Here is a 25,096-nt window from a genome sequence, read left to right on the forward strand (position 1 = left end):
ATGAAAGATTCTGAAAAAATAAAAATTACAGAAAATGACCTGCCTCAGAATGATAAGGGGATAGGAGATCATCCCAAAGCGAAGTGGGAGCAGCTTAAAAAGCCAATGATCTATTGTTTAATGGCTTTATTATGTGCGATTTGTTTGTATCTGATTTTTAAACCAAAAAAGAGCAATACGATTGTTGCAGAGGAAGGCTTTAATGCTGTGATTCCCCAGGCAAAAGACGGTCAGTTGCAGTCGGATAAACAGAAAGCTTATGAGCAGCAACTTTTGGAACAGAAAACCGACGAAAAGAGAAATGCTCTTACTGCATTATCTGATTATTGGACTGATGAAAATGATGTTAATCAAAATGCTGTATCTTCTTTGGGTGTCAATAAATCAGGTGATTTATCACGTTCAGACCAGAATGCGGTAAACAGTTATCGGAATGCGCAACAAGCCTTAGGCTCTTTCTATCGGCAGGATAATCAGGAAGTCAATGATTTGAGAAAGGAAATTTCAAGATTAAAGAAGGATGCGATACAGAATAATTCTGTTCCTGCAGGTTTGGGAATGAATGATCAATTGGTGCTCATGGAAAAATCCTACCAGATGGCGGCTAAATACCTTCCTTCCGCTTCGAAAGAAGAGACTACACCAAAGCAAAACGAAGAAATAAAGCCATCGAATGACAAGAAGGTTAAGCTAACCCCAGTTACAGCTGCTCATTCCAGAATAGTTTCATCCTTGTATAGAGAACCATCTGACAGTTCTTTTATTCTAGGGTTGAATCATAATAGATTTTTTGATGTACAAATCGATAAAAAAAGATCAAATCAATCTAAGAATGCGATAAAGGGAATTGTTTCTGAAACCAAAACATTAGTGGATGAAAGTACTTTATCAATTATGCTTTCAGAAGGTATGCAGTTGGAGCGGATAGAAATTCCATCAGGCACATTGCTCATCGCCACAAGCAAATTTCAAGGAGGCAGGCTTCAGCTGAAAATAAGTTCAATTGGATATGATGACAGTATTTATCCGGTAGAAATTAATGTATATGACAATGATGGCCAGCCAGGACTGAATGTTCCTTATTCACCTGAACAAAATGCAGTCAATGACATTGTAGCGAATATGAGTCAGACTTCAGGAACGAACATAATGATGACCCAATCAGCCGGGCAGCAGATTGCATCGGATCTAAGCAGGGGAGTGGTACAGGGAGTGTCCGGTTATTTTCAGAAAAAAGTCAGACAACAGAAGGTAACGGTAAAAGCAGGCCATCAGATTTTACTTGTGCCAAAGAATAACTAATTAAATTAATAAAAAATGAAAACATTAAAGAATCATTATATCTTGGGAATTCTGCTGCTGCTCATCATAAGCAGCAGGTCATTTGCTCAGGATTCCACCATTTCTTATCTTCCTTTAGAAGAGGCGCGATTGATACCTTTCAGAATGGAGGTGACCTATAATAAAACATCACATCTTTTTTTTCCATCACCCATTCGATATGTTGATCTTGGAAGCGATCTCTTGGTTGCCAATAAGGCAGAACCTATTGGAAATGTCCTCCGGGTTAAGTCGGCAGTAAGAGATTTTGAAGAAGAAACCAATTTTTCAGTCATTACTGAGGACGGGAAATTTTACAGTTTTGATGCATTCTACAGTCCTTATCCGGCAGTACTCAGTTATGATTTATTAAAACTGCAGAGAGATAGGGAACGGCAATATTCAACAGATGTTTTATTTGAAGATCTTAAAGGAAGCTCATCTAAGCTGACAGAGCTTATTATGGAAAATCTTTACAGGAAGAACAATAGAACGATTAAGCATATTGTTTCCAAAAGTTATGGAATTCGATTCTCAGTCAGATCATTGCATGTCAATGATAACAAGTTTTATTTCACCTTGGAGATTAAAAACTCCAGTAATGTGGCATATACGATTGAATGGATCAAATTCAAGATTGTTGACAAGAAGAACTTAAAACGTACGGTTGTTCAAGACAAGCTATTAGAACCCATTCGTGTATATTTTCCCACAATGACGGCTTCCGATCATTCGAACATCTTAGGAATTTATCTACTGGATCAGTTTACGCTTCTAAAGGATCAGATTTTGGAAATCGAAATTTTGGAAAAGAACGGGGGAAGACATCATAAATTACGGTTTAAAAATAAAGACCTGATTCATGCAAGGCTAATAAGAGATTAAAAAAGAGCAAATAAAATGAATACAATGTTTTTACCCGCAATTTTTATGCTTACCGTTAGTATTTTACTTTTTGGATTTACGATTGTGTAGGAAATGAAAAGAGACAGAATTTCTGTTTGATAATAAAATTAATGAGTGTAGAGGTCAGAATTTTGGCCTCTTTTTCTTTTTTTAGCACCTTAAAGTCACGAAAAATAGTTATTGCGAATGTTGTTTATATTCAATAGATTTGAATACGATCTGATTCAAAATAGAGTGAAGAGATCATCAATAAAAACTAAAACCAAATTATAGTATGGAAAAGAAAGCTTCCTTAATCAATTGTCATGCTCATATTTTTACGGGTGATCATGTTCCTCCCTACTTAGCCAAAACATTTCTTCCATGGCCTTTGTATTATATTTTGTCTCTATCAATAATTGTTAAGGGATTTAGATTTTACTTTGACACTCTCGAGAAATACAGGTTTAAACCAAGATACAAGCGCATTGAAGCCTTATTATATTATATCAGGATTCAGGCTAGCAGAACGGTAGTAGGACAAATAGTAGCTATTTTATTGGGGGTACTTTTAGCAATAAATGTATTTTATATTATTTATGATTGGATTGGTTTAATAGGCTTTGCGCCTTCAATTTTAGGTAAAGAACTACTTAAGATAAGGTCTTTCTTGGAATCTTATCATGTAGTACAAAATTTCCAATCATTTTATATCCAGATAATATTGATTCTTATTTTTTTGATACTTTTTAAAAGTGGTAGAAATTTTATTTTTTTCATCCTAAAAAAAATATATGCTTTTTTAGGAATTCTTCCTGGAAGGCAGACTAAAGAACTTTTGGAGAGGTATTTAAATATAGGAAGGTATGCCTTTCATAGACAACAAAGTTCTACCTATATGGATCTCCGAGATCAATACCCTAAAAATACAGGATTTGTTATCCTTCCAATGGATATGGAGTATATGGAAGCTGGAAAGTTAAAAAAAGGAAGCGGTTATCTTGATCAGATGGCAGAACTTGTTAAACTGAAACAGAATAAAGAGTTATCGGATTTTATTTTTCCTTTTGTTTTTGCAGACCCAAGACGTTTAGAAGAACAGGATGATTATTTTAGCTATGAGATTATAAATAACCATGTTGAACTATTGGATTGTCTTGTAAAAGATTATATTATGGATTATCATTTTAGTGGATTTAAGATTTACCCCGCCTTAGGATATTATCCATTTGATGAAAGATTACTGCCCTTATGGAAATATGCTGCGGATAATAATTTACCTATCATCACCCACTGTATAAAGGGGACAATTTTTTATAGAGGAACTAAAAAGAAGCAGTGGGATAGACATCCTATTTTTCAACAAAATATCGGAAGTGAATTATATGAGCCACTTTTGTTGAAACAAACTAAGAATATTGATTTTATAAACAATTTCACACATCCGTTAAACTATTTATGTTTACTAGATGAAACACTGCTGAGAAAAGTGGTGAAGGATGCAAAAGATCCCAAAATTCGCGAGTTATTTGGATATACTAATGAAGAAACTGAGCTCTCCTGTAATTTAAGCAAACTAAAGATTTGTTTTGCACATTATGGTGGAGATGATGAATGGAAGCGGTTTCTCGAGATGGAACGCTATGATTTCAGTAAACAGATCATTACACATCCTGATAGAGGGATTAAGTTTTTTCCAGAGAAAAATGAAAAACCAACTCCTGGAAAAATGGAACAATTATGGAAATATGTTGATTGGTATTCCCTTATTTCAAGTATGATGTTACAGTATGAAAATGTTTATGCAGATATCAGCTATATTGTACATAGCGATGAAATCCATCCTTTACTGAAACACTCATTAAAGAATGTAAAGCTTAAGGATAAAATACTTTTTGGTACCGATTTTTATGTTGTGAGAAATCATAAAACTGAAAAATATATGGTAGCGGAATGTTATCATAACCTTGGTGATGTGGAGCTAGACACCATTGCCTATATTAATCCTAAACGTTTTTTGTTTAACAATATTCATGGTGATATTAAAATTTAGAAGATGAGAGTTCAATTTCCAATTTTAATAGAAGGAATGTAATGACATCGATTGGAATTTATGAACTATAAGAAATAGTCCACTAGAGGCTGCAATGTTTTTGATATACATTAAAAATTTTATCAAATGTATTATTTAAAATCTATGCAAAAAGATGGACACGAGAATAATCGTGTCCATCTTTTTGCAAAAAAATCGGTAATTTTAAAATTACCGATTTTTCAGTGAGTATAGGGTTATAATTTTCCTTCATCAGCAAATGATAAGTAGTCCTCTGAGGTCAAAATACAATGATCCAGCAAGTTTATATTTAACAGTTGGGCAGCCTCCTTTATTTTGTGTGTAATGCTTATGTCTTCACGTGAAGGTGTCAGATTTCCGGAAGGGTGGTTGTGAGCTATTATAAATGACACGGCATTGCATAATAAGGCTCCCTGCATAATGATTCTGATATCAACGAGAGAAGACGTAATTCCAGATTCTGAAATTTTTTGTATTCCTAATACCTTATTAGCCTGATTCATATACATTGAATAAAATGACTCTCTGTAATCGATCTGATCTTCATCAAAATGTTCCCGAAAAATATCTGCAGCATCTTGAGAGTTCAATACTTCTTTTTCAGTGTTTCCTTTTCTTGTGTAAATCAATTTGATCTCATTTACGATATTGTATTTCATTGTGATTGCCCTGAGTACGGCAGAGTCTTATATTTCCCGTACTTAATTTAAACGGTATTTTATTTAAAACATAATTGAACTATTCCATAACTTTTTTAGGTCAAAAGCTTTTTAATATTTTCTCTTCCCCTTACTCTCCAAGCCATCTTAGGCTTTAATCAATATTTTTCAAAAGAAAACCGGAAAAAAGAAAGCAGATATGAACTGTTGTCAATAGTATCAAACAAAAGGAAACGGAATAATTGGAGGGTACCTTTAGAGAGGAGACCGTTTATGCCGTAGTCTTTTGGTGGCATAAGCGATGGCTGACAGCAATACCTTAGCTGCCTTTTTACCGGTTGACTATGAAAAATTTTTATAGATTGTTTATCTTGAATTTTCCATTTAGGAATTACTTATTTGATATATTATCATTTGTATATACATTATAAATACACTATGTTTACAATGTTCATTTAAAATCTCACTCTGATATGAAGGCTGGTTCTTTCAACGATTAAGGAAGGTATCAAAACCGATTTTAATAATACCGGACTTAAGACTTACCCAATGTATTAGGCCTTTACTCCATAGAATTTTAATAACAATATTTAAATACAAATAATAGAAATGAGTAATGAGTTTGAAAATTACTTATCCTCAACAGGACAACTATCAGCTGAGGAAATCACCTTTTCTTTACAGTTTTTTAAACCGATTCGTTTAAAAAAAGGAGACTTTTTTATTCGTGAGAACGAATCATGCCGTTATATTGGATTTATCGCTAGTGGAGCTGTAAAGGCATATACTCTAGACAAGGAGGGGAAAGAAAATGTAACATGTTTCAAGTTTGATAATGAGTTTATTACCTCTTTTCAAGAGTTTGTACAACAGAAGAAATCAATAAGGAGCATCAGGGCTATAGAAGATAGTATAATTTATGGAATTAATTTTCCAGATTATCAACAGCTGCTTACCCACATGACTGCTTGGAACGAAGTGATAAAATCAGTGATGCAGCGTGAATATAGCCAAAAAGAACACTATATGATTAATTATAATAATAGGCCTGCTTTAGATAAATATAGTCATGTTCTCACTAACGAACCTATACTCATAAAGCGAGTTACAACTCAGGATCTGGCATCCTACCTTGGCATTACTCAGCGATCGCTTACACGGGCAAAGGCACAAATACACAGATCCAAAATATTATAGGACAAATGTCCTTATGTTATCTTAGTTAGCACTGTAGATTTGTACAAAAAAAATATGCTACGTCAAATTGCTCACGAAGTATTTCAGATTTCATTAATGCCCCGAAATAGTATCAATTGCTATATAATTGAAGGTGTATTGATTGATTCCGGAATACGGAGTTCATATACCGCTGTTAAGAAAGCTGTCCAAAAAATTTCTGTTTATCAACATATACTGACTCACGCTCATGCAGATCATCAGGGTTGTAGTGATCAGATTTGCGCTGAGTTTGAAATACCATTACTCTGTCACCCTAACGAAGTTTTTAGAACTGAAACAGGTATAGTAACCAACGACTATCCGAGTCCACAGCATTGGATAGCAAAGCTTCAGCAAAAGTACTGGGCAGGTCAGGGACATAAAGTACAGCAAACAATTGTTGAAAATGATATCATTGGAAATTTTAGAGTAATAGAGACCCCTGGCCATTCAGGAGGTCATATTTCTTTATTCCGTGAGCGGGATGGAGTATTGATTATTGGAGATGTGGCAACAAATATGAATTTGCTTACCACAGCAGTTGGTTTGAAGCTTCCGCCCAATATTTTTACATCAGATCAAAAGCGAAATATCCAATCGCTCGAGAAGTTAGCAAAACTTAACCCTGCTATTATCTGCTTTGGTCATGGCCCCGTTATGCGAAATACTGATCGGAAGTTTGAAAAATTTGTAAAGAACTGTAGCGTTTCTGGTTAAAAATAGAACATAATGAAATTGTTTGCGTTGTATTGTTCCTATCTGAAAATTCATGATGTGAATCTTAAATTTAGCTCGTACTTTTTTATAAAGATTAGCAAAAAAATGTATATTTGCCCAGCAAAAAAAGAAAATGATAGTATCTAACTTAAAAAAAGGAAAGAAACAGTACTTACGTCCAACGTCGTGAGTCATTTTCCTATTGGTTAGAAATTAAATAAAAAAGGAGCTTGTCATCACGACAGGCTCTTTTTTTTATTGATAAAAATTAACAATTAATCTTATTATGAAAGTATTGAAATTTGGAGGGACCTCAGTAGGAAGTCCGGAACGTATCCAGCAATTATTGCCAATAATCAGATCTCAGCAATCAGATAAACATCTTGTGGTTTTGTCAGCTGTTTCAGGTACGACAAATGATTTGGTGAAATTATCTGAGCTATATGAAAACAAAGATATTGAAGCAGCCTACAAGCATATTGATGGATTACAGCAGAAATATATAAAATTTGTAAATGAGTTGTTTAAAACTGAAAAAGGAATTTTGGAAGCTTTAGCTTTTATAGACAAGATTTTTGATCTTTTTTATCAGTTCAAACATAAAAATTTTTCTTCTACAGCAGAACGTATTATTCTTGCACAAGGTGAGATTATTTCAACCACCCTTTTTCATTTATACTTAAAGGAAAAAGAAGTTTCTTCTATATTATTATCAGCATTAGATTTCATGGTAATTGATGAAGATAAGGAACCCGATATTGATAAAATAAGAAAACAGGCAGCTCTTGAAATTGCAAAATATCCGGAAGATACTTTATTTATTACCCAAGGGTATATATGCAGAAATGCTCAGGGTGAAATTGATAATCTGCAAAGGGGAGGTTCTGATTATACCGCTTCCTTGCTGGGAGCAGCATTGCAGACAGAAGAAATTCAAATCTGGACAGATATTGATGGTTTTCATAATAATGATCCGAGATATGTACAGAATACAAAATCTATAGCCAGACTTAGTTTTGATGAAGCTGCTGAACTATCATATTTTGGCGCTAAAATCCTTCATCCCCAAAGTGTGTTTCCTGCCAGAAAATATAATGTTCCTGTAAGGTTACTAGATACAATGAATCCCTCTGCCCTTGGAACGTTGATTTCTGGAGAGGCTACCAATCAAAATCAAATTGTGGCAATAGCTGCTAAAGATGGAATCACGGCTATCCGTATTCAATCCTCACGTATGCTGATGGCCTATGGTTTTTTAAGAAAGGTTTTTGAAATTTTTGAACGATACAAAACACCTATAGATATGATTACAACTTCTGAAGTAGCTGTTTCTCTTACCATTGATCACACGGAAAATCTTTCTGAAATTATAAGAGAACTAAACACCTTTTCTGCTGTTGAAATTGACAGTGAGCAATCTATTATATGTATTGTGGGTGATTTCAGGAAAAATAATCATGGATATGCAACCATTGTGTCTGAAGCAGTAAAGCATATTCCAATACGAATGATTTCCTACGGAGGAAGTGAAAATAATATTTCATTATTAGTTCCTTCAGTTTTTAAGGTAGAAGCTTTGAGATCACTGCATAACAGACTGTTTTAGAAAAATATTTAGGTAGTGAAGAAGGTAAAAATAATATAAAATTTGATTCAAGTTAGCGATATCAAAATGTACCACAAAAATCGAAATTTCTTTAAACGGTGATGTATATGGCACAGGCATTGTTAATGTTAAAAGAAGTTTTGAAGAGAAAACTTGTTTAACACCACATCACTTTACTTATAATTCATTTTGAACTTTTACCTCCCTATTGACACGGGAGGTTTTTTTATATAAGAATATCTCGGAGAAGAATATACATTTGATGTAATGATAGTAAGAAACCTTGCTACCATTCATTACAAGAAAAAATAATAAATCAATATCTTTGAAAAGAATAAGCAAATGATGATTCTGATGCAAACAGAAAATCGTTTTTAAATAAAATTATGGAACAAATCAAATTAATTGTGACGGATATGGATGGAACCTTTCTCAATTCCAGCCATGAAATGAGTCCCGAGTTTGCAGAAGTTTACAAAGAACTGAAAAAAAGGAATATCCTGTTTGTACCGGCAAGTGGCAGACAGATGCCGGGGATTACCCATTATTTTGAAGAAATAGAAAGTGAGATTGGTTTTATAGCTGAAAACGGCGGCTATGTTATCTATAAAGACCAGGAACTTTTTGCTGATATACTGGAATACAAATATATTGTTGAGATCATCAAAGCTGTTCGTGAAATACCAAGCGCAAAAGCTGTATTATCCGCTAAAAAAATGGCTTATTATGAGACCGAAGATCAGCAATTTGTAGATTTTTTCTCAAAGTATTATACCGAAAATATGAAAATGGATGATCTTACGAAAAAAATTGATGATACAGTTTTTAAAATAGCAGTCTATCATCCTGATGGTTCAGAAAAACACCTTTATCCCGCTCTTAAAAAATTTGAAGAATTCGGTCTCGAGGTAGTTATTTCAGGAGCGCATTGGCTGGATGTTATGAATAAAAATATCAATAAAGGGAATGCTCTTAAAATCTTACAGAAATCTTTGGATATTTCTCCTGAAAATACAATGGCTTTCGGGGATTATATGAACGATATAGAAATGCTGAAGAATGCCAAATACTCTTATGCCATGAAAAATGCGCATCCGAATGTAAAGCAGATCGCTAATTTTGAAGCATGTACCAATGATAGCTTCGGGGTTCTGAAAACAATTAAAGATTATCTGCATTTGAATTGAAATTTCCTGAAAACTATAATACCAGAAACACCATTAAATATAAGGATATGAACAAGTCAACAGTATTTCCGGAATTGAAGAACTAAAGTTTTCGAAAACTAGATTCCCTTCAAAATTGATCCTTTTCAACACTGAAAAGAATTCTTGCCAATTGACGTTGCCTTCTCCCAATATATCCCGGTGAGATTCTTTAACATGAATATGTTTCAACATTTTCCGGATCTGATAATCGGGGCATAAAAATTATTTTCTCCTGTTTTTCAATTAAATACTAATTTTATTGTAATGCTAAAGTAAATTTATCTTAAAAGTACTTTTACAAGATGATTGTAATAAATTTCGTATTTTTACAACATAGAGTTACGAAGGCAATACTTTGAAAGCAAGTGAAATGCGCAACATTACCAAATCGTTACCTTTATTTTGCAAAACCTCGCAAACCATTATTCAATAACGTTTCTGTAGAGAATGTCCTACTTATATATTAAAAATAGGATATGAAGAGATAATGATTTTATGATGAAAATTAATATTTCAGAAAATGAATTTTAAGGAAAAATATTAATTAAAAAAATACATTGAAATTACCAATACTTACGGCATGAATTAACAGGTCGCTCCTCTGGAGCTATAATTTTAAAACAAATACGTCCTATTAACAGTTAGCTCCTATTGGAGCTGAATTTGATCCCATCGGGATCTACTGTTAATAGAAAAAATGAAGTCTCCGTAATAAATAAAGCTCCAGAGGAGCGATCTGTTAATTATCCTTTAATCTAATTGGACACAATGCTTAAAAATATAGTCCATAATGAAATACTATTTTAATGCTCTTAAAAATGTCTAATGTTTTTAGGCACGGAAAATGATTTACTTTTTAAAATTGATTTTAATGAAAAAGATAGCTAAAGTGTTGACCTTAGGATTATTTATTTTATGTTTATATTTTGTGGAGGGGCAGACTCCTCAGAATTATATTTATACTTCCTCGGGAGATCTGCATGGAATTGAAAAGATGATTACCCGTAAAGATATTGGCGGAGTACAGATTGTCTACAACTGGAAGGCTTTGGAAACATCAAAAGATGTATATGATTTTTCTGTTATTGAGAAAGATCTGAATTATCTGACGAGCCTCAACAAAAAACTATTTATCCAGCTTCAGGACAGATTTTTTGAGCCACAGGCAAAATATATCCCTGAGTATGTGTTGAAAGATAAAGAGTATACAGGAGGATTGGTTCCTCAGTATGATAATCCGGGTGAAAATAAACCTGTTGGAAATGGTTGGGCTACCCAGCAATGGAATCCAGCGGTCCGAATGAGATTTCAGAAACTGATAGGAGAGCTGGCAAAGAAATTTGATGGAAAAATTCAAGGGATTAATCTTCCGGAAACAGCGATAGATATTGATATGAAAAAAGACAAAACAGGCTTTAGCTGCGACCGTTATTTTCAGGCCGAATTGGAAAATTTAAAATTTGCAAGAACTGCTTTCCACCAGTCTTACGTATTGCAATATGTCAATTTCTTTCCGTGTGAATGGGAAAATGATCACCAGTATATGTCCAGACTGTTCGAGTTTGCTTATAAAAATAATATCGGATTGGGTGGACCCGATATTGTTCCGGATAAAGAAGCACAAATGAAAAATTCTTATCCTTTTTTTAATCAATACAAAGGAAAGCTTTCTCTGGTTGCCATGGCCGTTCAGGAGCCGACGCTGACGTATAAAAACCCGAAAACGAAGAAACCTTTTACAAAAGAAGAATTTACAGAATATGCTGAAAAATATCTTGGCGTTAACATTATTTTCTGGAGTGTGGAATCTCCCTGGTTGGGAGATCCCAGTTAATAATTCCCCTTTATACTTTTAATGCTCCTCTGAAGCCTCTTGCTGCATAATAAGAATCTGCACCGTTGTGGTAAGTAAATACAGTATTGTATCGTCTGTCACAGAAAATAGCGCCTCCAAGTTCACGGATATGCGATGGTGTTTTGATCCAGCTTGAAGTCTTCAGATCAAATTTCCCCAATTCCTGAAGATGACGATATTCTTCCTCTGTCAAAAGTTCAATGCCCATTTCAGAAGCGGTATCAATGACATTGCTTTCCGGTTTGTTGGCTTTTCTGGCATCCCAGGCAGGATAATCATAACATAAGCTTCGGCGTTTGGGACTTTCGGGAGAGCAATCAACAAAGGAGTATTCATCCGTTTTTTTATTATAATCTACCACGTCGGGTTCACCTTCTGTGGTTTCCATTTCGTATAAAGACCGGATCTTTTCGGGATTGGCTTCCAGTTTTTGCTGGATTTTTTCCCATTTCAGGTCTTTATGACGGTTCATATTTTTTTCGAAACGGGCTTTTAGTGTTTTCAAAAGTTCGTTGATTTGTTCCTGGGTCAGTTTATTTTTCATGTCAAATTTTATTTTGTTATGTTGATTGTTGTTGTTGGAAATCGCGAAGACGCAAATTTTATTAATAATGGCTTGTTTAAAGACGCAAGGATTTTATCTGCGATAAAATTTCTGACCGTTAATCTATAAAATTATTAATCAGTAATAGTAATTTTTCTTTCTACAGGTCTGAAATACCAGGAAATAAGAACCAATACCAATAATAATACCGCTGGAAAAGTTCGTCCTGCCGTGTCACCAACGATAAGATGGGAAATTACAGCGCCTGACATGACAAAGAAAAATCCTGCATACGCCCATTCTTTTAAAAGCAGACGCTTAGGAATTAAGATGGCAATAACGCCCAGAATTTTCCAGACTCCGATGATAGTCATCAGATAAGAAGGGTAGCCGAGATTGGTAAAATTAGCCAGTTCATCTTTGTTTTTCATCAGTTGGACAATGGCTGTTGAAACCATTCCCAAAGCCATCCAAAGGGTGAATATCCAATAGATGATTTTTGTTCTTTTTTGTGATGGTTGTGGTGTGTTCATGATTGTTTTTTTATATAATTAGTCGTTTAAACCTATTCCGTCCATGATTTGTGGAATGCATTTTTCAATGCGTGCTTCACGGGTTTTGGACTGTTTGGCAGAAGAAAAGTGGAGTAGATAGGCTCTTTGCCTTCCGGGAGTTAATGCTTTAAAAGCTTCCTGTAATGCAGGATTCTGATCCAGTTTCTCTTGAAATTCTTCAGCCATTTCAAACTCTTTTGTTTTCTTCATTTCCACTTTAGCACCTGATTCTTCTATTTCAACGGCTTGAAACATATAAGAGCGAAGAACTTCCTCCAAATCATTAATTTGCGCTACCTCAGTAAAACGAATCTGTCTTGCGGCCTGTACATTTTTAGACTGCTGAATCAGGATATTGTCAGGATCTTTCATCAAAGCTCCTTTAAAGAAGAGCAGCGCACAATATTCTTTAAAACCATGAATCAGGAAAATATTTTTCCCTTCATAGGTATAACAGGGACAGCCCCATTTTAGATCTTCTACAAGCTCAGTACTAAGGGCAATAGCTCTTAATTTTTCAAATTCTTCCTGCCATTGTCCGGCATTTTCGAAGAAAAAATTAACTTTTGGATTCATTGTGTGGTATGTTTGAGGGTTATTTAGGTTAGAGGGTTTGAGAGTATTAGAGTGGGAGGGTTTTGGGATGCGGGATGCGAGATTCGGGTTATTTAGGTTAGAGGGTTTGAGGGTATTAGAGTGGGAGAGTTTTGGGATGCGGGATGCGAGATTCGGGTTATTTAGGTTAGAGGGTTTGAGAGTATTAGAGTGGGAGAGTTTCGGGATGCGAGATTCGGGTTATTCAGGGTAGTATATAAACCTCGAACCTCGTATCTCGTATTTTTGATTTAAATATTTCCTATAACCTATTATCTGCTACCTGCTACCTAATATCTCCTGCAAACGATTATGCGCCATATTAATCCCCTGTGCAAAAGGCATTTTCAGGTGCTGATCTCTGAAGTCTACAGATTTATAAATGGTTTGGATTGTGATTTTGCTGGTGGTATCCGTTAATTTTTCAAATTCTAAAAACTCGATCTGAGCCGGAAAAGGGGTGTTTTCCATCTGGAAAGTTCTTATAATTTTCTCATTCTGAACAATATCATGAATCGTTCCATTGGCACTGAAAACCACATCGCCCTGAGGATTTGATGTTTCGAAGCGGTAACTTCCATGTTGCTTATTTTCAAATTGGGTTACTTTCGTTCCCATCCATTGCTCGAACAATTCAGCTTCTGTATACGCTTTGAAAAGAAGTTCTACGGGAAGATCAAATTCTCTGATGATGAAGATTTCCTGTTTTCCGTCTTCTGCGTGGATTTTTGTTTTAAGTTCCATATTTTGGTTTTTTTTTAGTTTGAGGGTATTAGAGTATTAGAGTTTGAGGGTTCGGGATGCGAGATCCGGGTTTTTGTGTTTACGAGGGTCGAGTTATTTTAAATTGCAATTCATTTATCCAATCTATCTCGGAACCTGCCCTGCGAAACCCCAATACCCCGAAATACGTATCTCGCACTTTGCATCACGCTTCTCTATTCTGATACGCTTTCATCACACTTTCCAGCTTGTTGAATTTCTCGTCCCACATTTTGCGGAAAGGTTCTATAAAATCGGCTATTTCTTTCATTTTATTGGGATTTAGGTGATAGATAATTTCTCTGCCGTTTTGTTCAGATCGCAGCAGTTCACATTCTGTAAGGATCTGGAGATGCTTTGAAACAGTGGGTCTTGCCGTATCAAAATTGGAGGCAATGGCTCCCGCTGTCATCGACTGTGTCGCTACCAATATCAATATAGATCGTCTTGTAGGATCTGCTATCGCCTGAAATACATCTCTTCTTAAATTCATCGTGTAGTTATTTGACTACAAATATAAATGTAGTTATTCAGCTACGCAAATATTTTGTAATAAATTTTTGATTGTAATGAAAAAAGCTCAACAATATAATGAAATACATTGTTGAGCTTTGAATTTTTATATGAAAATAGGGAAGTATGCTTAAGATCTTACTTCCAGATCTTCAACTATATTTATGGCTTCCTGTAGATAGAGGTCTTTTTGCAGATTTTTAATCCATACCTCCGATTTGTTTTTGAATGCTGCGTCATTTTTTTCTCTTTCGATATCCTTTGGATACATGGTAAATGTAAGACCGCTTTCTAATGTTTTTAATCCTTTGAATTTATCATCCTGAGTTTTTCTCTGCTTCATCAGATCGCTATATTTCTGAATGCTCAAAGGCACTGTTTTTTCCTTACCCAGATTTTCTTTCCATTGGGCATATTCAAGTAATAGCTTATAATTATCATTTTTAGCAATCCTATCTGCACTTACTTTCTGCAAAGCCTGGATATTGAAAAAGTTTTGTCTGTTAAAGCTTGTTCCCTGTATTTTATCCCAGGCTAAGGCATAGTCGTCATATTTTTCACCAATGTCTGCATAAGAAAAGATATCTTTCATCTGGATATCTGAGCTTACTCCTTTTCTCTGTGTAGACTCTCCGGTGATTCTATAATATTTCTGAATGGTTAGTTTTATGGAACCAAAATCTTCCTCAGTATTTAAAAACCTGTTCAAATCTACAAATACCTGTACCGTTCCTTTTCCATACGAAACAGGAGAGCCCATGATAACTGCTCTTCCGTAATCCTGCATCACACCGGCTAAAATTTCTGCTGCGGAAGCAGACAATTCATTCTGCAGAATCACAAGTGGACCATTCCAGATGGGAGCTTCGTTTTTATTTTTTAAAGTGGTAATCTTTCCATTTCCGTCCTTCACCTGCACATAAGGGCCTGCATCCATGAAAAGCCCCATAATATCACCAACTTCAGATAAAGAACCGCCAGAGTTCCCTCTAAGATCCAAAACAATTCCCTGGATATTTTGTTCTTTAAGCTTGATGATTTCTTTTTTAATGTCATCAGAAGCATTTCTGCCATCTTTATCTTCAAAATCGGCATTGAACTTAGGTAAATTAATAAGTCCGTATTTTTTATCGGATGCATTGATGATAATACTCTTAGCAAAAGTATCTTCAATCGATATTTCTTCACGGATTATGGTTACATCCTGAATCGTTCCGTCTTTTTTCTGTACGGTTAAAGTGATTGGCGTTCCTTTTTCACCTCTGATTAATTTGATAGCCTCGCTGGAAAGCATATCTACAACATTTACAGGATCAGTATCCGGAGTAGATTTTATTTTTAAGATCTTATCACCTTCAGTCAGCTGCTTGGTCTTCCATGCCGGAGCTCCAATGGATAATGTACCGATATAGAGGTTTCCTTTCTTCTCCTGAATCACGGCACCTATCCCGATGATCTTTCCTTTGAAATCCATATCAAAATCTTTCTTTCCCTGCGGCGAATAATAATTGGTATGTGGATCGAAAATATGAGTATACGCATTGATGTATACGGTAAACCAATCCATTTTTTGCCTTTTTCTGAATCTGATAAATTTTTCTTCCAGAAGATCTTTAACATTTTCTGTCGCTTTTTTTATCTTTTCATCCTGGCTCAGGACTTCAGGCTTACTGTTGTTTTCTTTATTATCAGAATCTTTCTTCTTCTTTTCTTCGCTTTTCCTGTTCATGGATTCTATCTCCTGCAGAATATTGTATTTCACATATTTCCTCCATTCATTGTACTGTTGTTGCTTATTGGCAGGTGCATTTTTCAGTTTGGGCTCTAAAGTCAGTATTTCATCTTCTTCCAGATTGATGGGTTTACTGAAAATGTCTTTGGTCATTTTATCAATTTCATCAATCCTTTGATACAATTTATCGACTGTCAGTTTATAAAAAGTCAAATCTCCGGTGTTCAGATAATCGTCCAGTTTGGTTTCATATTTACGAAACTCATCCATATCAGATTGCAGGAAATAGGTTTTTGTAGGATCTATTGATTCAAAATACTGCTTATACACTTCTTTTGAATACGCATCATTAATAGGTTTGGGGCTGTAATGCAGATAAGACAAAATATTCTTTGTATTGACCATGATGATCTGCATCTTTTCTTCTTCATTGAGGGGAGGGCGGAAACCGAACACGAAAAATGTAAGCGGAAGAAGAAGTAATAAACGAACGGTTCTAAAATTTTTCAACATATTTCTGATTGTGCTTTTAATTGAAAACTATGCTTGTTTTGTTGTTATTAATTGATCTATTTTTAATTTAATGATTGAAAATAGCAGTAAACAAGAGTTTTCAATATGCTTTTATAAAATCATGTGAATGTATGAAAAATATTGATAATAAGTAGTTGTGGAGTGAGATTTTAAGATAAGTTTAAGGTTTCTTTTATAATTAATGTTAGTTAATTTTATTTCAATTAAATTTTAAGAGTTTCAGTGAGGTTTATTTTTTTAAGAAGATAACTAAGTGAAGTATGTCCATAATCACTACTACGAATAACATCCACAATACAATACAGAAGTTTTGAATGTCTTTTATGATTTTCCAGTTTAGATGAAATTAGTGTAAAATTTCTACCTTCAGTATCAGTTGATATCAACTCTTCCCGTGTGTTATAATCAAAAGAATTATTATAAAATACTAATAATAATGCCTGAATATAAATAAGATTTAAAGAATGATCAGAATCATCAATAGAATCCATTATATTAGCAAATGAATCACTTAATTCTTGTAATGTTAATGATTTGTTTTCAATTTTTTTATAAAAAATAATATCTAAATTTTTTATAAATAAAAGAAAGAAGAAGAGGTGTGGAAAGGTATAACTATTGGGTTTGAATGATTTCAAAACTAAACGACTGTGTGCAAATATTTTTTCTTGTTGCCTTAATGTTGAATTACTTTTGTTAAAAAGTATTTCAGAAATTTTTAAGAAAGAATTTTTATCATCCCTGAAAAGGGAGTACCTTTTTCTTTCATCAGAAGAAAAGAACTCATCAAAGCCATAATATTGATATAAATATTTGCAAAAAATCTTACTAGATGGAGCAGGTATTGAATATTCTAAGTCTATAAATCTCCTAAGATATTCGTCTGTATTAATATTTTCACTACCATAATAACCACGTATGGAGGAAGCTAAATGAGTTTTATCTATTGACAAAACAAATACAATACCTGAAACAGAGAAGAAATGCTTCATTTGTTCTAGTACATCTACTGCATAGTTTGGTCTACAACGATCTAATTCATCTATTATAAATATTAGAGGCTTAGGGCTTTCTGTTTTACTAATAAATTTTTCAAGTTCTTGACGAAAATCTATTATAGAATCTTTTTTATTCGCGTACTCTTTTATTTCTTCCTCAAAAATTTCTGTAGCGCCTTTTGTCGTATTTTCTATTGCATCTATTAACTCATCTGTATCAATATATTTTTTTGCAACAGCTTTAAGTAAAGCAGGTAATATATTTTTTGTTATTAAAGCTCCTTTTTTAATAACTGAATTAAAGGCATCCTTATTTTTAGTATTAATTAGGAGTTTTAATTCTGACATTATAGCAATAAGAGGATTGCTGTCAAAATCATTTTCCCAAGCATTAAAATAAACTGTTTCAAAATTATTATTTTTTAAATGCTGTTGCCACATTTTTACAAAAGTAGTTTTACCACTTCCCCATTCATTATTTATTGCCAATACAAAACCATCAGAATATATTTCAACAATATTAGTAAGTGCTTCAGCATATTGTTCTCTTTCTAGTTGACAATTTGCAAATGGAGCATCTTGTTTAATTTCCAATTCACGGTGTTTGATTTTCATAATAAATATGTCTTCTTATTTTTTATAAAATAGTTTTAGCTTTTATAATTATTGGAAATGAGTATAAATATAAATCAAATTACTTCCTCTCAATCAACCTCTCCAACTTCTCAATCATCTCCTTCTGCTGCTCAAGCATGCGCTCATAAAGCTCAACCATCTTATCAAGAGGGTTGAAAGTACAATGGAAATTTGCTTGTCCACCGTCACTAAAAGTATTTGCAACGGCGCTGTCGTGGAAAGTATTTGCTATGATATTAATTGCGGATTCCTCATCAAAATTCTCAATTGCTTCCGCAGGAACTTTCAAGATTTGAGCTACCTGCGCCAGAATATCAGATTCTACGGTTTCTTTTTGCTCTAAAAGGGAGATTTTCTTCTGGTTCCAGTCGTCGCCCAGTTCAAAAGCCAATGCTTCCTGTTTGATGCCCAGCATTTCGCGGAAACGCTTTATATTTCTACCTTGGTGTATTTTTTTATTTTGCATATCTGTGTAACTCATAATAACAAATATAAAGCTTTAGATCAAAAAAATAAAGCGCTGTTTTAAAATAAATACTATTCTAAAATATTCCTCTTTCAGAATAAAATATCCTTTCCTCAGATGGTTTATCCTTCTTATTATACCTTCATTTGTAGAAAAATAACACATATGAAAAGAAAAAGAAGAATGAACAGCAGCAAATATAATGAACTGAACAATCGTTACCTTACGGTTTTCCTCAAATCGTTTTCAAGAGCGTATGGCAAAATAGTATACTTCCCCGAAATAAGAATAGCAGGGAAGTGGGTACAGCAATGTGGTTTTAAGGCAGGAGATAAAATATTGGTGACGGTGAGCAGAAACCAGATTATCCTGGAAAGGGAAGTGGATTATGAAGGATCAGTATGATTTTTTTGATGGTCTCTCGCAGATTTTTAAGATTACGCGGATTTTTTTTAGATTTATGATCTGCGATATCTGCTTGATCTGCGGGAGATTATTTTTTTGAACCATTAAGTATGACTTAAGGCTTTAAGTAAAGTTAAGATTCAAATAAATTTGAATGAAGGGTTGTGTTTTAAGAATGTCTTTAGATATTCCCTTAATATTCTTAATTACTTATCTATTCTTAATGTTTCAAATTCTTTATTTTAGTTTTGATTTTTTAACGTAAAGTTTTCAAATAAAGTATTTTATACTTTAAGGTGGTTAAGGATGGGCAAGTGAACTTGCCTGATGAAGCGGATGATAGTTTCTCGCAGATTTTGGAGATTACGCAGATCTTTTTTAGAGTATGATAATCTGCGATATCTGTTTGATCTGTGGGAGGATATTTTTTAAACCATTAAGTATGACTTAAGGCTTTAAGTAAAGTTAAGATTCAAATCAATTTGAATGAAGGGTTGCGCTTTAGAATGTCTTTAGATATTCTCTTAATATTCTTAATTACTTATCTATTCTTAATGGTTTAAGAATTTATCAATGGCTAGTTTCTTATGATATTTTATTTATTTTATAAAAATGCCGATGTATTTTCCATTATATTCTACAACAGAAGAGTTAATGTTTTTTTTGATACAAAAATCCTGATAAGCAGAATTGTCACCAATATCATCACTAATAAAGACGGAACCAGGCTTCAATCTTTTATAAATTTGGTGATAAGCCCACATTCTTCCGTGGTAACTTTTGTCAGAATCATAGTGGAATACATCAAAAGAGGAAACTTTTTTAAAAATTTTAGGTAATGATTCTCTGTCTGCAAAACGGAATAGCTGCCAATATTTTTTAAGGTTTTCCGGAACAACATATCCCACATACTGGTCACCATCCTGAGCAAGATAAGGCATATCTGAGCTATAGAGTGTACCATTTCTTTTTTGAAGCGAAAGCAATATGGCCAGAGAAGACCATCCATAAGCCACACCTGTTTCAAGAACATTTTGTGCTTTGGTGTATTCACATGCATAGTAAATAAGCTCCAAAGCTCCAGGACCTCCCATTGTAATAGGACATTCTTTTTCTTTTATGCTGGCTTTTTCCAGGATATCAGCATAGGTAGATCTGAAATGATCTGTATTCATAGAAAAAAGTCTGGAAACTGCTTCTTTTTGGGAAACTGCAATGGAGGCAGCCCATGAATTTGTTTTTGCTTTTCCTTTGAACGGACTTCTTCTGCTTACCGTATTTTTAATGATTTTTCTGCCCAGTTCAGGATAAAGAGCAGGTCTTTTAAGATAAGCTACAAATGTTTTGAGAACTGTTGACATTTCATTGATTGTATTAAAGTTACAAGACAAATGTATCCTATTAAAAACCATATTGCATTGAGGCAATATTAATTTTAAGAGTAAATCTGTTTAAGATTTTTTAATAAATGGAGTCTGGTAATTAATCAGTGAAAGATCTTATTTTAATGTAAAAATAAAATTTTAAAGCATTGATTTGCTTTAATTTAGAATATTAGGTAAGTCTATGAGTGGGCGAGGTGAAGTGCCGGGAGAGTTGCTCTCAGATTTTGGTGATTAGGCAGATGTTTATGCGATAACTTGCAGGATCTGTTTGATTCGCAAAAGATAATGTTTTTGATTTTCAACTGTTTAAAGGAGAAATCATTTCTTTATATTGGAGGAAGAGTTTTTGCTTTTTTCTTTACAAAAATGTCTGTCCAAAAATATATGGAGTACGGTCATAAAAACGGCTATACTATTCTGCTTTTTCACTAGGGTAGGTATTTTGCTTTTTCGTTAACACACTAAAAAGTGTGTTGTTTGATGGTTGCAAATGTATAAAATAATTGTATAAACAGAAAGAAAAATAAGACGAAATTATCAGGATAATTTTCAATGGTCTATGGCTGTGGAAAGCTATACTCAGGAAATTGCCCTATCTTTGGTGCTTCTATGCCTTCCGGCATTAATCAATAGTATTCGAAAATGAAATTTTTATTAGACCTTTTATTCCGTGTTGTTCAGCTTTTTACAGAACCTTATTTTTTAGTATTTCTTGCAGTAGTTATCATTGCTTTGCTCAAAAGAAAAAACAAGCGTAAGAATCTGAGAATAGGAGTTGGCTTTTTTGCTGTTTTAATGATCATTTTTATAGGAAATGGCTTTCTGGGAAAACTGACTTCCGGATATCTGCAGAAAAATTATGTAAACACTGTGGTGACTAAAAATAGAGCTCCTCAAAATCCCGTTATTGTTGTATTAGGTGGTGGAGTTGTAGATTTTGAACACACAGAAAAGCTGCATACCATGTCTTATTCCAGAATGGTAACGGCTTATCAGCTGTATCATGAATACAAGACCAATAATCTGCCTTGTAAAATACTGATTTCCGGAAAAGGTAGAGGCCACAAAAGTGAAGCAGAATTATTCAGTGAAAATTTTAAAAGAATGGGCGTATCAGATGCTGATATCATTAAAGAAGATAAAAGCATGAATACGTATCAAAATGCAAAATATTCCAGCAAGATCTTGCAGCAGATGGCTCCTTCTGATGTATACCTTGTTACTTCCGGATTTCATATGAAAAGGTCTATGGCTTTGTTTCAGACATTTGGATTAAACCCTGTTCCACAAGCCTCAGATTTTATAGATACTGAAATTACTGTATTTCCTAACAGCTATAATGCGGCATTTACTTTTGTGATGCTAAAAGAAGTATTGGGAATATAGCAGGTGCAGCTGTATAATAGCCTGGGATTGAATGGATAGTTATTTAAAACTATTATATAAAAACCGGACACTTAGTTAATTTAAGTGTCCGGTTCTGGTTTAAAAAGCTTTGATTTTTATTTTGTTTTCTTAATAGAAATTACCGTCTGCAAAACCACAGAAGCAATAATAAACACCAATCCTATATAAAACGAAAGATTGACTTCTTTGCTTTCTCCGAAAAATAAGAACGCCATAATAATAGCATACACGGGCTCCAGATTGTATGTTAAATTGACTGTAAACGCCGGAATTTTCTTCAAAACCTCTGCAAACATTACGTATAAGCCAACGGTACAAAAAAGCGATAAAACGCCCAAATAAGCCGTGTTTTTTAAGTCAGGAACTATGCTATCTGACTGAAAATAGAGGAGATATACGGGCAAAAACGCTCCCCAGCATAAAGTACCGGCAATCATCTGATAATAGTTGATGACCTTGGTATCAAAATGACTCACCAGACGTTTGTTATAAATCGTATACAAAGCCCCGAATGCCGATGAAAAGACGCCTAATATAATCCCAAGCTGATAGGAAGTATCAAAATGAAATATTAAACTGATTCCTACGATGGTCAGCGTACTGAGAAGTAATTCTGAAAGCTTGAATTTCTCCTTATCAAGAATAGGTTTGAATACGGCAGTGAAAAAACTTGTCAGGCAGTAGCATACCACACCAATGGAGATATTGGCATATTTTATACTGGCATAAAAAAGAAGCCAGTGTAACGTAAGCAGTAAGCCGGCTTTTGAAATCTGAATTTTTCCCCGCAAAGGAATATCCGTTGGGATTTTCAAGAGCTTTATAATAAAGAACAAAATAATAGAGGAGAAGAGGAGTCTGTACCAGACCAGCAAACCTTCGTTAAGAGTGATCAATTTCCCGAATACACCTGTAAATCCGGCCAGAATTACGGCCAGATGTAATAATAAATATGATTTTTTCATTAGAGAATGAACTGTAAAATTGGAATTAATATTTTTGTTAGAATGTGAAGCACAATAAACTGGGTCGTTAATAAGTTAACGACAAGAGTACGCTTCAAATTAAATTGAAAATATTAAGGTGCCGGAGGAGGCAGACAGTTCGAGCGGTTCATATTGATCTGTTGAATGTCAAATATAGGGAAAAATATTTTGAAAGTTTACATAAAAAATACATTGAACTTGTGTCCATCCGGATCTGCAAATACAAAACCGTAGTAATTTTCTCCAAAGCTCTCAGGCTCTGAAACAATGGTTCCTCCGGCATTTTTTACTTCTTCAGCCCATTCATCCACCTGATTTTTGCTTTCTGCAGAAAGGGTAAATATAATTTCGTTAGAACTTTGTGGATCACCAAATTTCATGCTTTTCAGGTTGTTTTTTATGACATTTTTTAAGAAAAAGTGAATAATCAATTCATTTCCAGCCACAAAAAAACTTACCAGCTCATTGGAACTGTGGGGGTTATTGGGTTTGAATCCCAGCTCAGTATAGAATTTCTGTGTGCGCTCAAGGTCGGTTACGGCCAGATTGGCCCAGATCATTTTAGGTTTCATACGATTTTATTTTTTGGTTAGGATAAAGGTAGGCTGTTTCAGGATCATAAAAACTGTCATGTGGCAAGATTTTGTATTTTCAGGAGAATATGAATATTCTGGATAAGATGGTTTTTCTATGAGATTTTCCGTCGGATAATTTAACATAATATGTGAAAATTGGATTGTAATTTAAGATTGAAAGAGAGAAAGTCCGAAGGACGAAAAAACCGATAGACCGAAAGACCCTTGTCAAGGTTCAAAACCTTGACAAGGGTTAATTTTCACTACAAATTTCTTTCAAACCAGGCTGTCAATACAAAGCGCAATAAAACCCAATTATTTTGACTTTGGAGAAATATTATTTTTCTGATCATTAAATGCCGTACAGCCAATATTTTTTCAGAGATTGTATTTTCACGCCTTTTAAGGAAAACTCAGAGGATGATGAAGAACTTGTAGAGGAATATGAAATAAAAAAAATCGTAGAAGGCACAGAGATGGATTTTATCTGTAAATTTTATTCTTACAGATATCCGGATTATTTTTTTGCCTGCACAACTGTTCCTGATCAGAACAACCTGACCATGGTCATAAAATTGAAAATGAAGGCAAGCTCAAAAAATTTACTGACAGATTTATGGGTAAGAAGAGTCCTTAGAATCCGTTATAGAATATTGGTCCGGGAATTATTGAAAATAAGGGATTCTGAGGTGGTTATTCTTCTGTTTCAGCTGAACAATAAAAATCCTATAATTTATATTATGTTAAATTGTATATTGTTTTGGTTTCAAAGATTCACAGAACATGTTAAATTTCATTATTTTACACTTTCGATTATTGCACCAGATTTTCAAGCATAATAAACTCTCTATCCCACGTTTTAATCTCTTGCATTTTACAGTCTACAAAATAAAATGTCGGATTAAGGAATCTTTATAAGGAATCTTTATATTAAGCCTTAATCCGACATTTTTGAAAGCTGTTGTAAGCAGCTTTTTATTTATTTAATTTTTCTAATTCAGGTAATTCTCTTTTATACTTTTCAACGTCCCAAACTAAATCCCAATTTTTAATATAGTTAGAAATTGGATCTAAGCCAACTTCTGTTCTTCTTTTATCTACATTGTCAGGATCTTTTGAATGCAAATTTTCTAAATCAGTATCAGAATTTAAGTGCTTTAGATTGGTCCAGCCTTTTTCTATTGATAAGTTCAACCATTGAAATGCTTGTTTTGTATTTCCTGCTAAAGAAGATGAACACGCACCATTATATAAGTGACTTGGATTTTCGCTTTCGATTTTAAAAGCCTTATCATATAAATCTGCAGACATTTTATAATCTTTTGATTCATATAATTTATTAGCTTCATTTATTAATTTTGAATATTCCTGAGCATTCACGTTTACGAATAAAAATAATAATAACAAAGTATAAATAGTGTTTCTCATATTTTCTGTATTTAATTTAGATGGTTATTATTCTA

24 protein-coding genes are annotated in these 25,096 nt (G+C 33.8%); 10 read left to right on the plus strand and 14 right to left on the minus strand.

The window, feature by feature from the left end:
• The 3 genes from traM (at position 1) to NK356_RS02180 (ending at position 4,258) form a co-directional block, all read left to right on the plus strand.
• Positions 1-1,302, plus strand: coding sequence for a conjugative transposon protein TraM (gene traM, locus NK356_RS02170; RefSeq protein ID WP_253316144.1), 1,302 nt, complete (start codon positions 1-3; stop codon positions 1,300-1,302).
• Positions 1,303-1,317: 15 nt separating this feature from the next.
• Positions 1,318-2,205 carry a conjugative transposon protein TraN gene (gene traN / locus NK356_RS02175; protein ID WP_253316145.1) on the plus strand — a complete coding sequence of 296 codons (888 nt, stop codon included), beginning with the start codon at positions 1,318-1,320 and terminating at the stop codon, positions 2,203-2,205.
• Positions 2,206-2,500: 295 nt separating this feature from the next.
• Positions 2,501-4,258: an amidohydrolase family protein gene (locus NK356_RS02180; RefSeq protein WP_253316146.1), complete on the plus strand. Its 1,758-nt coding sequence runs from the start codon at positions 2,501-2,503 to the stop codon at positions 4,256-4,258.
• 236 nt (positions 4,259-4,494) lie between these two features.
• Here the strand turns inward: NK356_RS02180 and NK356_RS02185 are convergent, their stop codons facing one another.
• Positions 4,495-4,938 (minus strand): JAB domain-containing protein, encoded by a 444-nt coding sequence (locus tag NK356_RS02185; protein ID WP_253316147.1) that lies wholly within the window; start codon positions 4,936-4,938, stop codon positions 4,495-4,497.
• Positions 4,939-5,547: 609 nt separating this feature from the next.
• Between NK356_RS02185 and NK356_RS02190 the strand changes: the two genes are divergently transcribed.
• The 4 genes from NK356_RS02190 to NK356_RS02205 all read left to right on the plus strand — a co-directional run bounded on the left by NK356_RS02190 (position 5,548) and on the right by NK356_RS02205 (position 9,666).
• Positions 5,548-6,135, plus strand: a complete 588-nt coding sequence (locus tag NK356_RS02190) for a Crp/Fnr family transcriptional regulator (protein WP_253316148.1) — start codon at positions 5,548-5,550, stop codon at positions 6,133-6,135.
• A gap of 54 nt (positions 6,136-6,189) precedes the next feature.
• A complete protein-coding gene (locus NK356_RS02195) occupies positions 6,190-6,873 on the plus strand; it encodes an MBL fold metallo-hydrolase (RefSeq protein ID WP_253316149.1) in 684 nt (227 codons plus the stop codon).
• A 286-nt stretch (positions 6,874-7,159) separates the two neighbouring features.
• Positions 7,160-8,479, plus strand: a complete 1,320-nt coding sequence (locus NK356_RS02200) for an aspartate kinase (RefSeq protein WP_253316150.1) — start codon at positions 7,160-7,162, stop codon at positions 8,477-8,479.
• 386 nt (positions 8,480-8,865) lie between these two features.
• The gene (locus NK356_RS02205; RefSeq protein WP_253316151.1) at positions 8,866-9,666 is read left to right on the plus strand and encodes an HAD family hydrolase; all 801 of its coding nucleotides are present in this window, start codon (positions 8,866-8,868) and stop codon (positions 9,664-9,666) included.
• A 33-nt stretch (positions 9,667-9,699) separates the two neighbouring features.
• Here the strand turns inward: NK356_RS02205 and NK356_RS24220 are convergent, their stop codons facing one another.
• The gene (locus NK356_RS24220) at positions 9,700-9,879 is read right to left on the minus strand and encodes a TIM barrel protein (protein ID WP_367399290.1); all 180 of its coding nucleotides are present in this window, start codon (positions 9,877-9,879) and stop codon (positions 9,700-9,702) included.
• A gap of 679 nt (positions 9,880-10,558) precedes the next feature.
• Between NK356_RS24220 and NK356_RS02210 the strand changes: the two genes are divergently transcribed.
• The gene (locus NK356_RS02210) at positions 10,559-11,521 is read left to right on the plus strand and encodes a hypothetical protein (RefSeq protein ID WP_253316152.1); all 963 of its coding nucleotides are present in this window, start codon (positions 10,559-10,561) and stop codon (positions 11,519-11,521) included.
• A 10-nt stretch (positions 11,522-11,531) separates the two neighbouring features.
• Here the strand turns inward: NK356_RS02210 and NK356_RS02215 are convergent, their stop codons facing one another.
• The 8 genes from NK356_RS02215 to NK356_RS02250 all read right to left on the minus strand — a co-directional run bounded on the left by NK356_RS02215 (position 11,532) and on the right by NK356_RS02250 (position 18,890).
• Positions 11,532-12,086 (minus strand): DUF4256 domain-containing protein, encoded by a 555-nt coding sequence (locus NK356_RS02215; RefSeq protein ID WP_034697838.1) that lies wholly within the window; start codon positions 12,084-12,086, stop codon positions 11,532-11,534.
• 134 nt (positions 12,087-12,220) lie between these two features.
• Positions 12,221-12,619 carry a DoxX family protein gene (locus NK356_RS02220; RefSeq protein WP_253316153.1) on the minus strand — a complete coding sequence of 133 codons (399 nt, stop codon included), beginning with the start codon at positions 12,617-12,619 and terminating at the stop codon, positions 12,221-12,223.
• Between the two features lie 18 nt (positions 12,620-12,637).
• Complete coding sequence (locus NK356_RS02225; RefSeq protein ID WP_034697843.1) at positions 12,638-13,216, minus strand: YdeI family protein; 579 nt, start codon at positions 13,214-13,216, stop codon at positions 12,638-12,640.
• Positions 13,217-13,513: 297 nt separating this feature from the next.
• Positions 13,514-13,978: an SRPBCC domain-containing protein gene (locus tag NK356_RS02230; protein WP_034697850.1), complete on the minus strand. Its 465-nt coding sequence runs from the start codon at positions 13,976-13,978 to the stop codon at positions 13,514-13,516.
• 184 nt (positions 13,979-14,162) lie between these two features.
• Positions 14,163-14,489, minus strand: coding sequence for a helix-turn-helix transcriptional regulator (locus NK356_RS02235; protein ID WP_034697852.1), 327 nt, complete (start codon positions 14,487-14,489; stop codon positions 14,163-14,165).
• Between the two features lie 150 nt (positions 14,490-14,639).
• Positions 14,640-16,754: a carboxy terminal-processing peptidase gene (locus NK356_RS02240; protein ID WP_253316154.1), complete on the minus strand. Its 2,115-nt coding sequence runs from the start codon at positions 16,752-16,754 to the stop codon at positions 14,640-14,642.
• A 224-nt stretch (positions 16,755-16,978) separates the two neighbouring features.
• Entirely contained in the window at positions 16,979-18,388 is a 1,410-nt protein-coding gene (locus NK356_RS02245) for a P-loop NTPase fold protein (protein WP_253316155.1), read from the minus strand.
• A gap of 79 nt (positions 18,389-18,467) precedes the next feature.
• Positions 18,468-18,890 carry a helix-turn-helix transcriptional regulator gene (locus NK356_RS02250; protein WP_253316156.1) on the minus strand — a complete coding sequence of 141 codons (423 nt, stop codon included), beginning with the start codon at positions 18,888-18,890 and terminating at the stop codon, positions 18,468-18,470.
• Positions 18,891-19,040: 150 nt separating this feature from the next.
• Here NK356_RS02250 and NK356_RS02255 point away from each other — a divergent pair, with 150 nt between their 5' ends.
• The gene (locus tag NK356_RS02255) at positions 19,041-19,280 is read left to right on the plus strand and encodes a SymE family type I addiction module toxin (protein ID WP_034697863.1); all 240 of its coding nucleotides are present in this window, start codon (positions 19,041-19,043) and stop codon (positions 19,278-19,280) included.
• A gap of 599 nt (positions 19,281-19,879) precedes the next feature.
• Here the strand turns inward: NK356_RS02255 and NK356_RS02260 are convergent.
• On the minus strand, positions 19,880-20,641 hold the full coding sequence (locus NK356_RS02260; RefSeq protein WP_253316157.1) for an O-methyltransferase: 762 nt from the start codon (positions 20,639-20,641) through the stop codon (positions 19,880-19,882).
• Positions 20,642-21,307: 666 nt separating this feature from the next.
• Between NK356_RS02260 and NK356_RS02265 the strand changes: the two genes are divergently transcribed.
• Positions 21,308-22,051: a YdcF family protein gene (locus tag NK356_RS02265; RefSeq protein WP_253316158.1), complete on the plus strand. Its 744-nt coding sequence runs from the start codon at positions 21,308-21,310 to the stop codon at positions 22,049-22,051.
• Between the two features lie 116 nt (positions 22,052-22,167).
• On the opposite strand, the gene NK356_RS02270 is transcribed toward NK356_RS02265, so the two are convergent.
• The 3 genes from NK356_RS02270 to NK356_RS02280 all read right to left on the minus strand — a co-directional run bounded on the left by NK356_RS02270 (position 22,168) and on the right by NK356_RS02280 (position 25,061).
• Positions 22,168-23,037 carry a DMT family transporter gene (locus NK356_RS02270; protein WP_034697871.1) on the minus strand — a complete coding sequence of 290 codons (870 nt, stop codon included), beginning with the start codon at positions 23,035-23,037 and terminating at the stop codon, positions 22,168-22,170.
• A gap of 197 nt (positions 23,038-23,234) precedes the next feature.
• Positions 23,235-23,630: a VOC family protein gene (locus NK356_RS02275; protein ID WP_253316159.1), complete on the minus strand. Its 396-nt coding sequence runs from the start codon at positions 23,628-23,630 to the stop codon at positions 23,235-23,237.
• A 978-nt stretch (positions 23,631-24,608) separates the two neighbouring features.
• Positions 24,609-25,061, minus strand: a complete 453-nt coding sequence (locus NK356_RS02280; RefSeq protein WP_253316160.1) for a hypothetical protein — start codon at positions 25,059-25,061, stop codon at positions 24,609-24,611.
• Between the last annotated feature and the right edge of the window lie 35 nt (positions 25,062-25,096).

This window comes from Chryseobacterium sp. S0630 (assembly GCF_024158915.1).
Classification (GTDB): domain Bacteria; phylum Bacteroidota; class Bacteroidia; order Flavobacteriales; family Weeksellaceae; genus Chryseobacterium.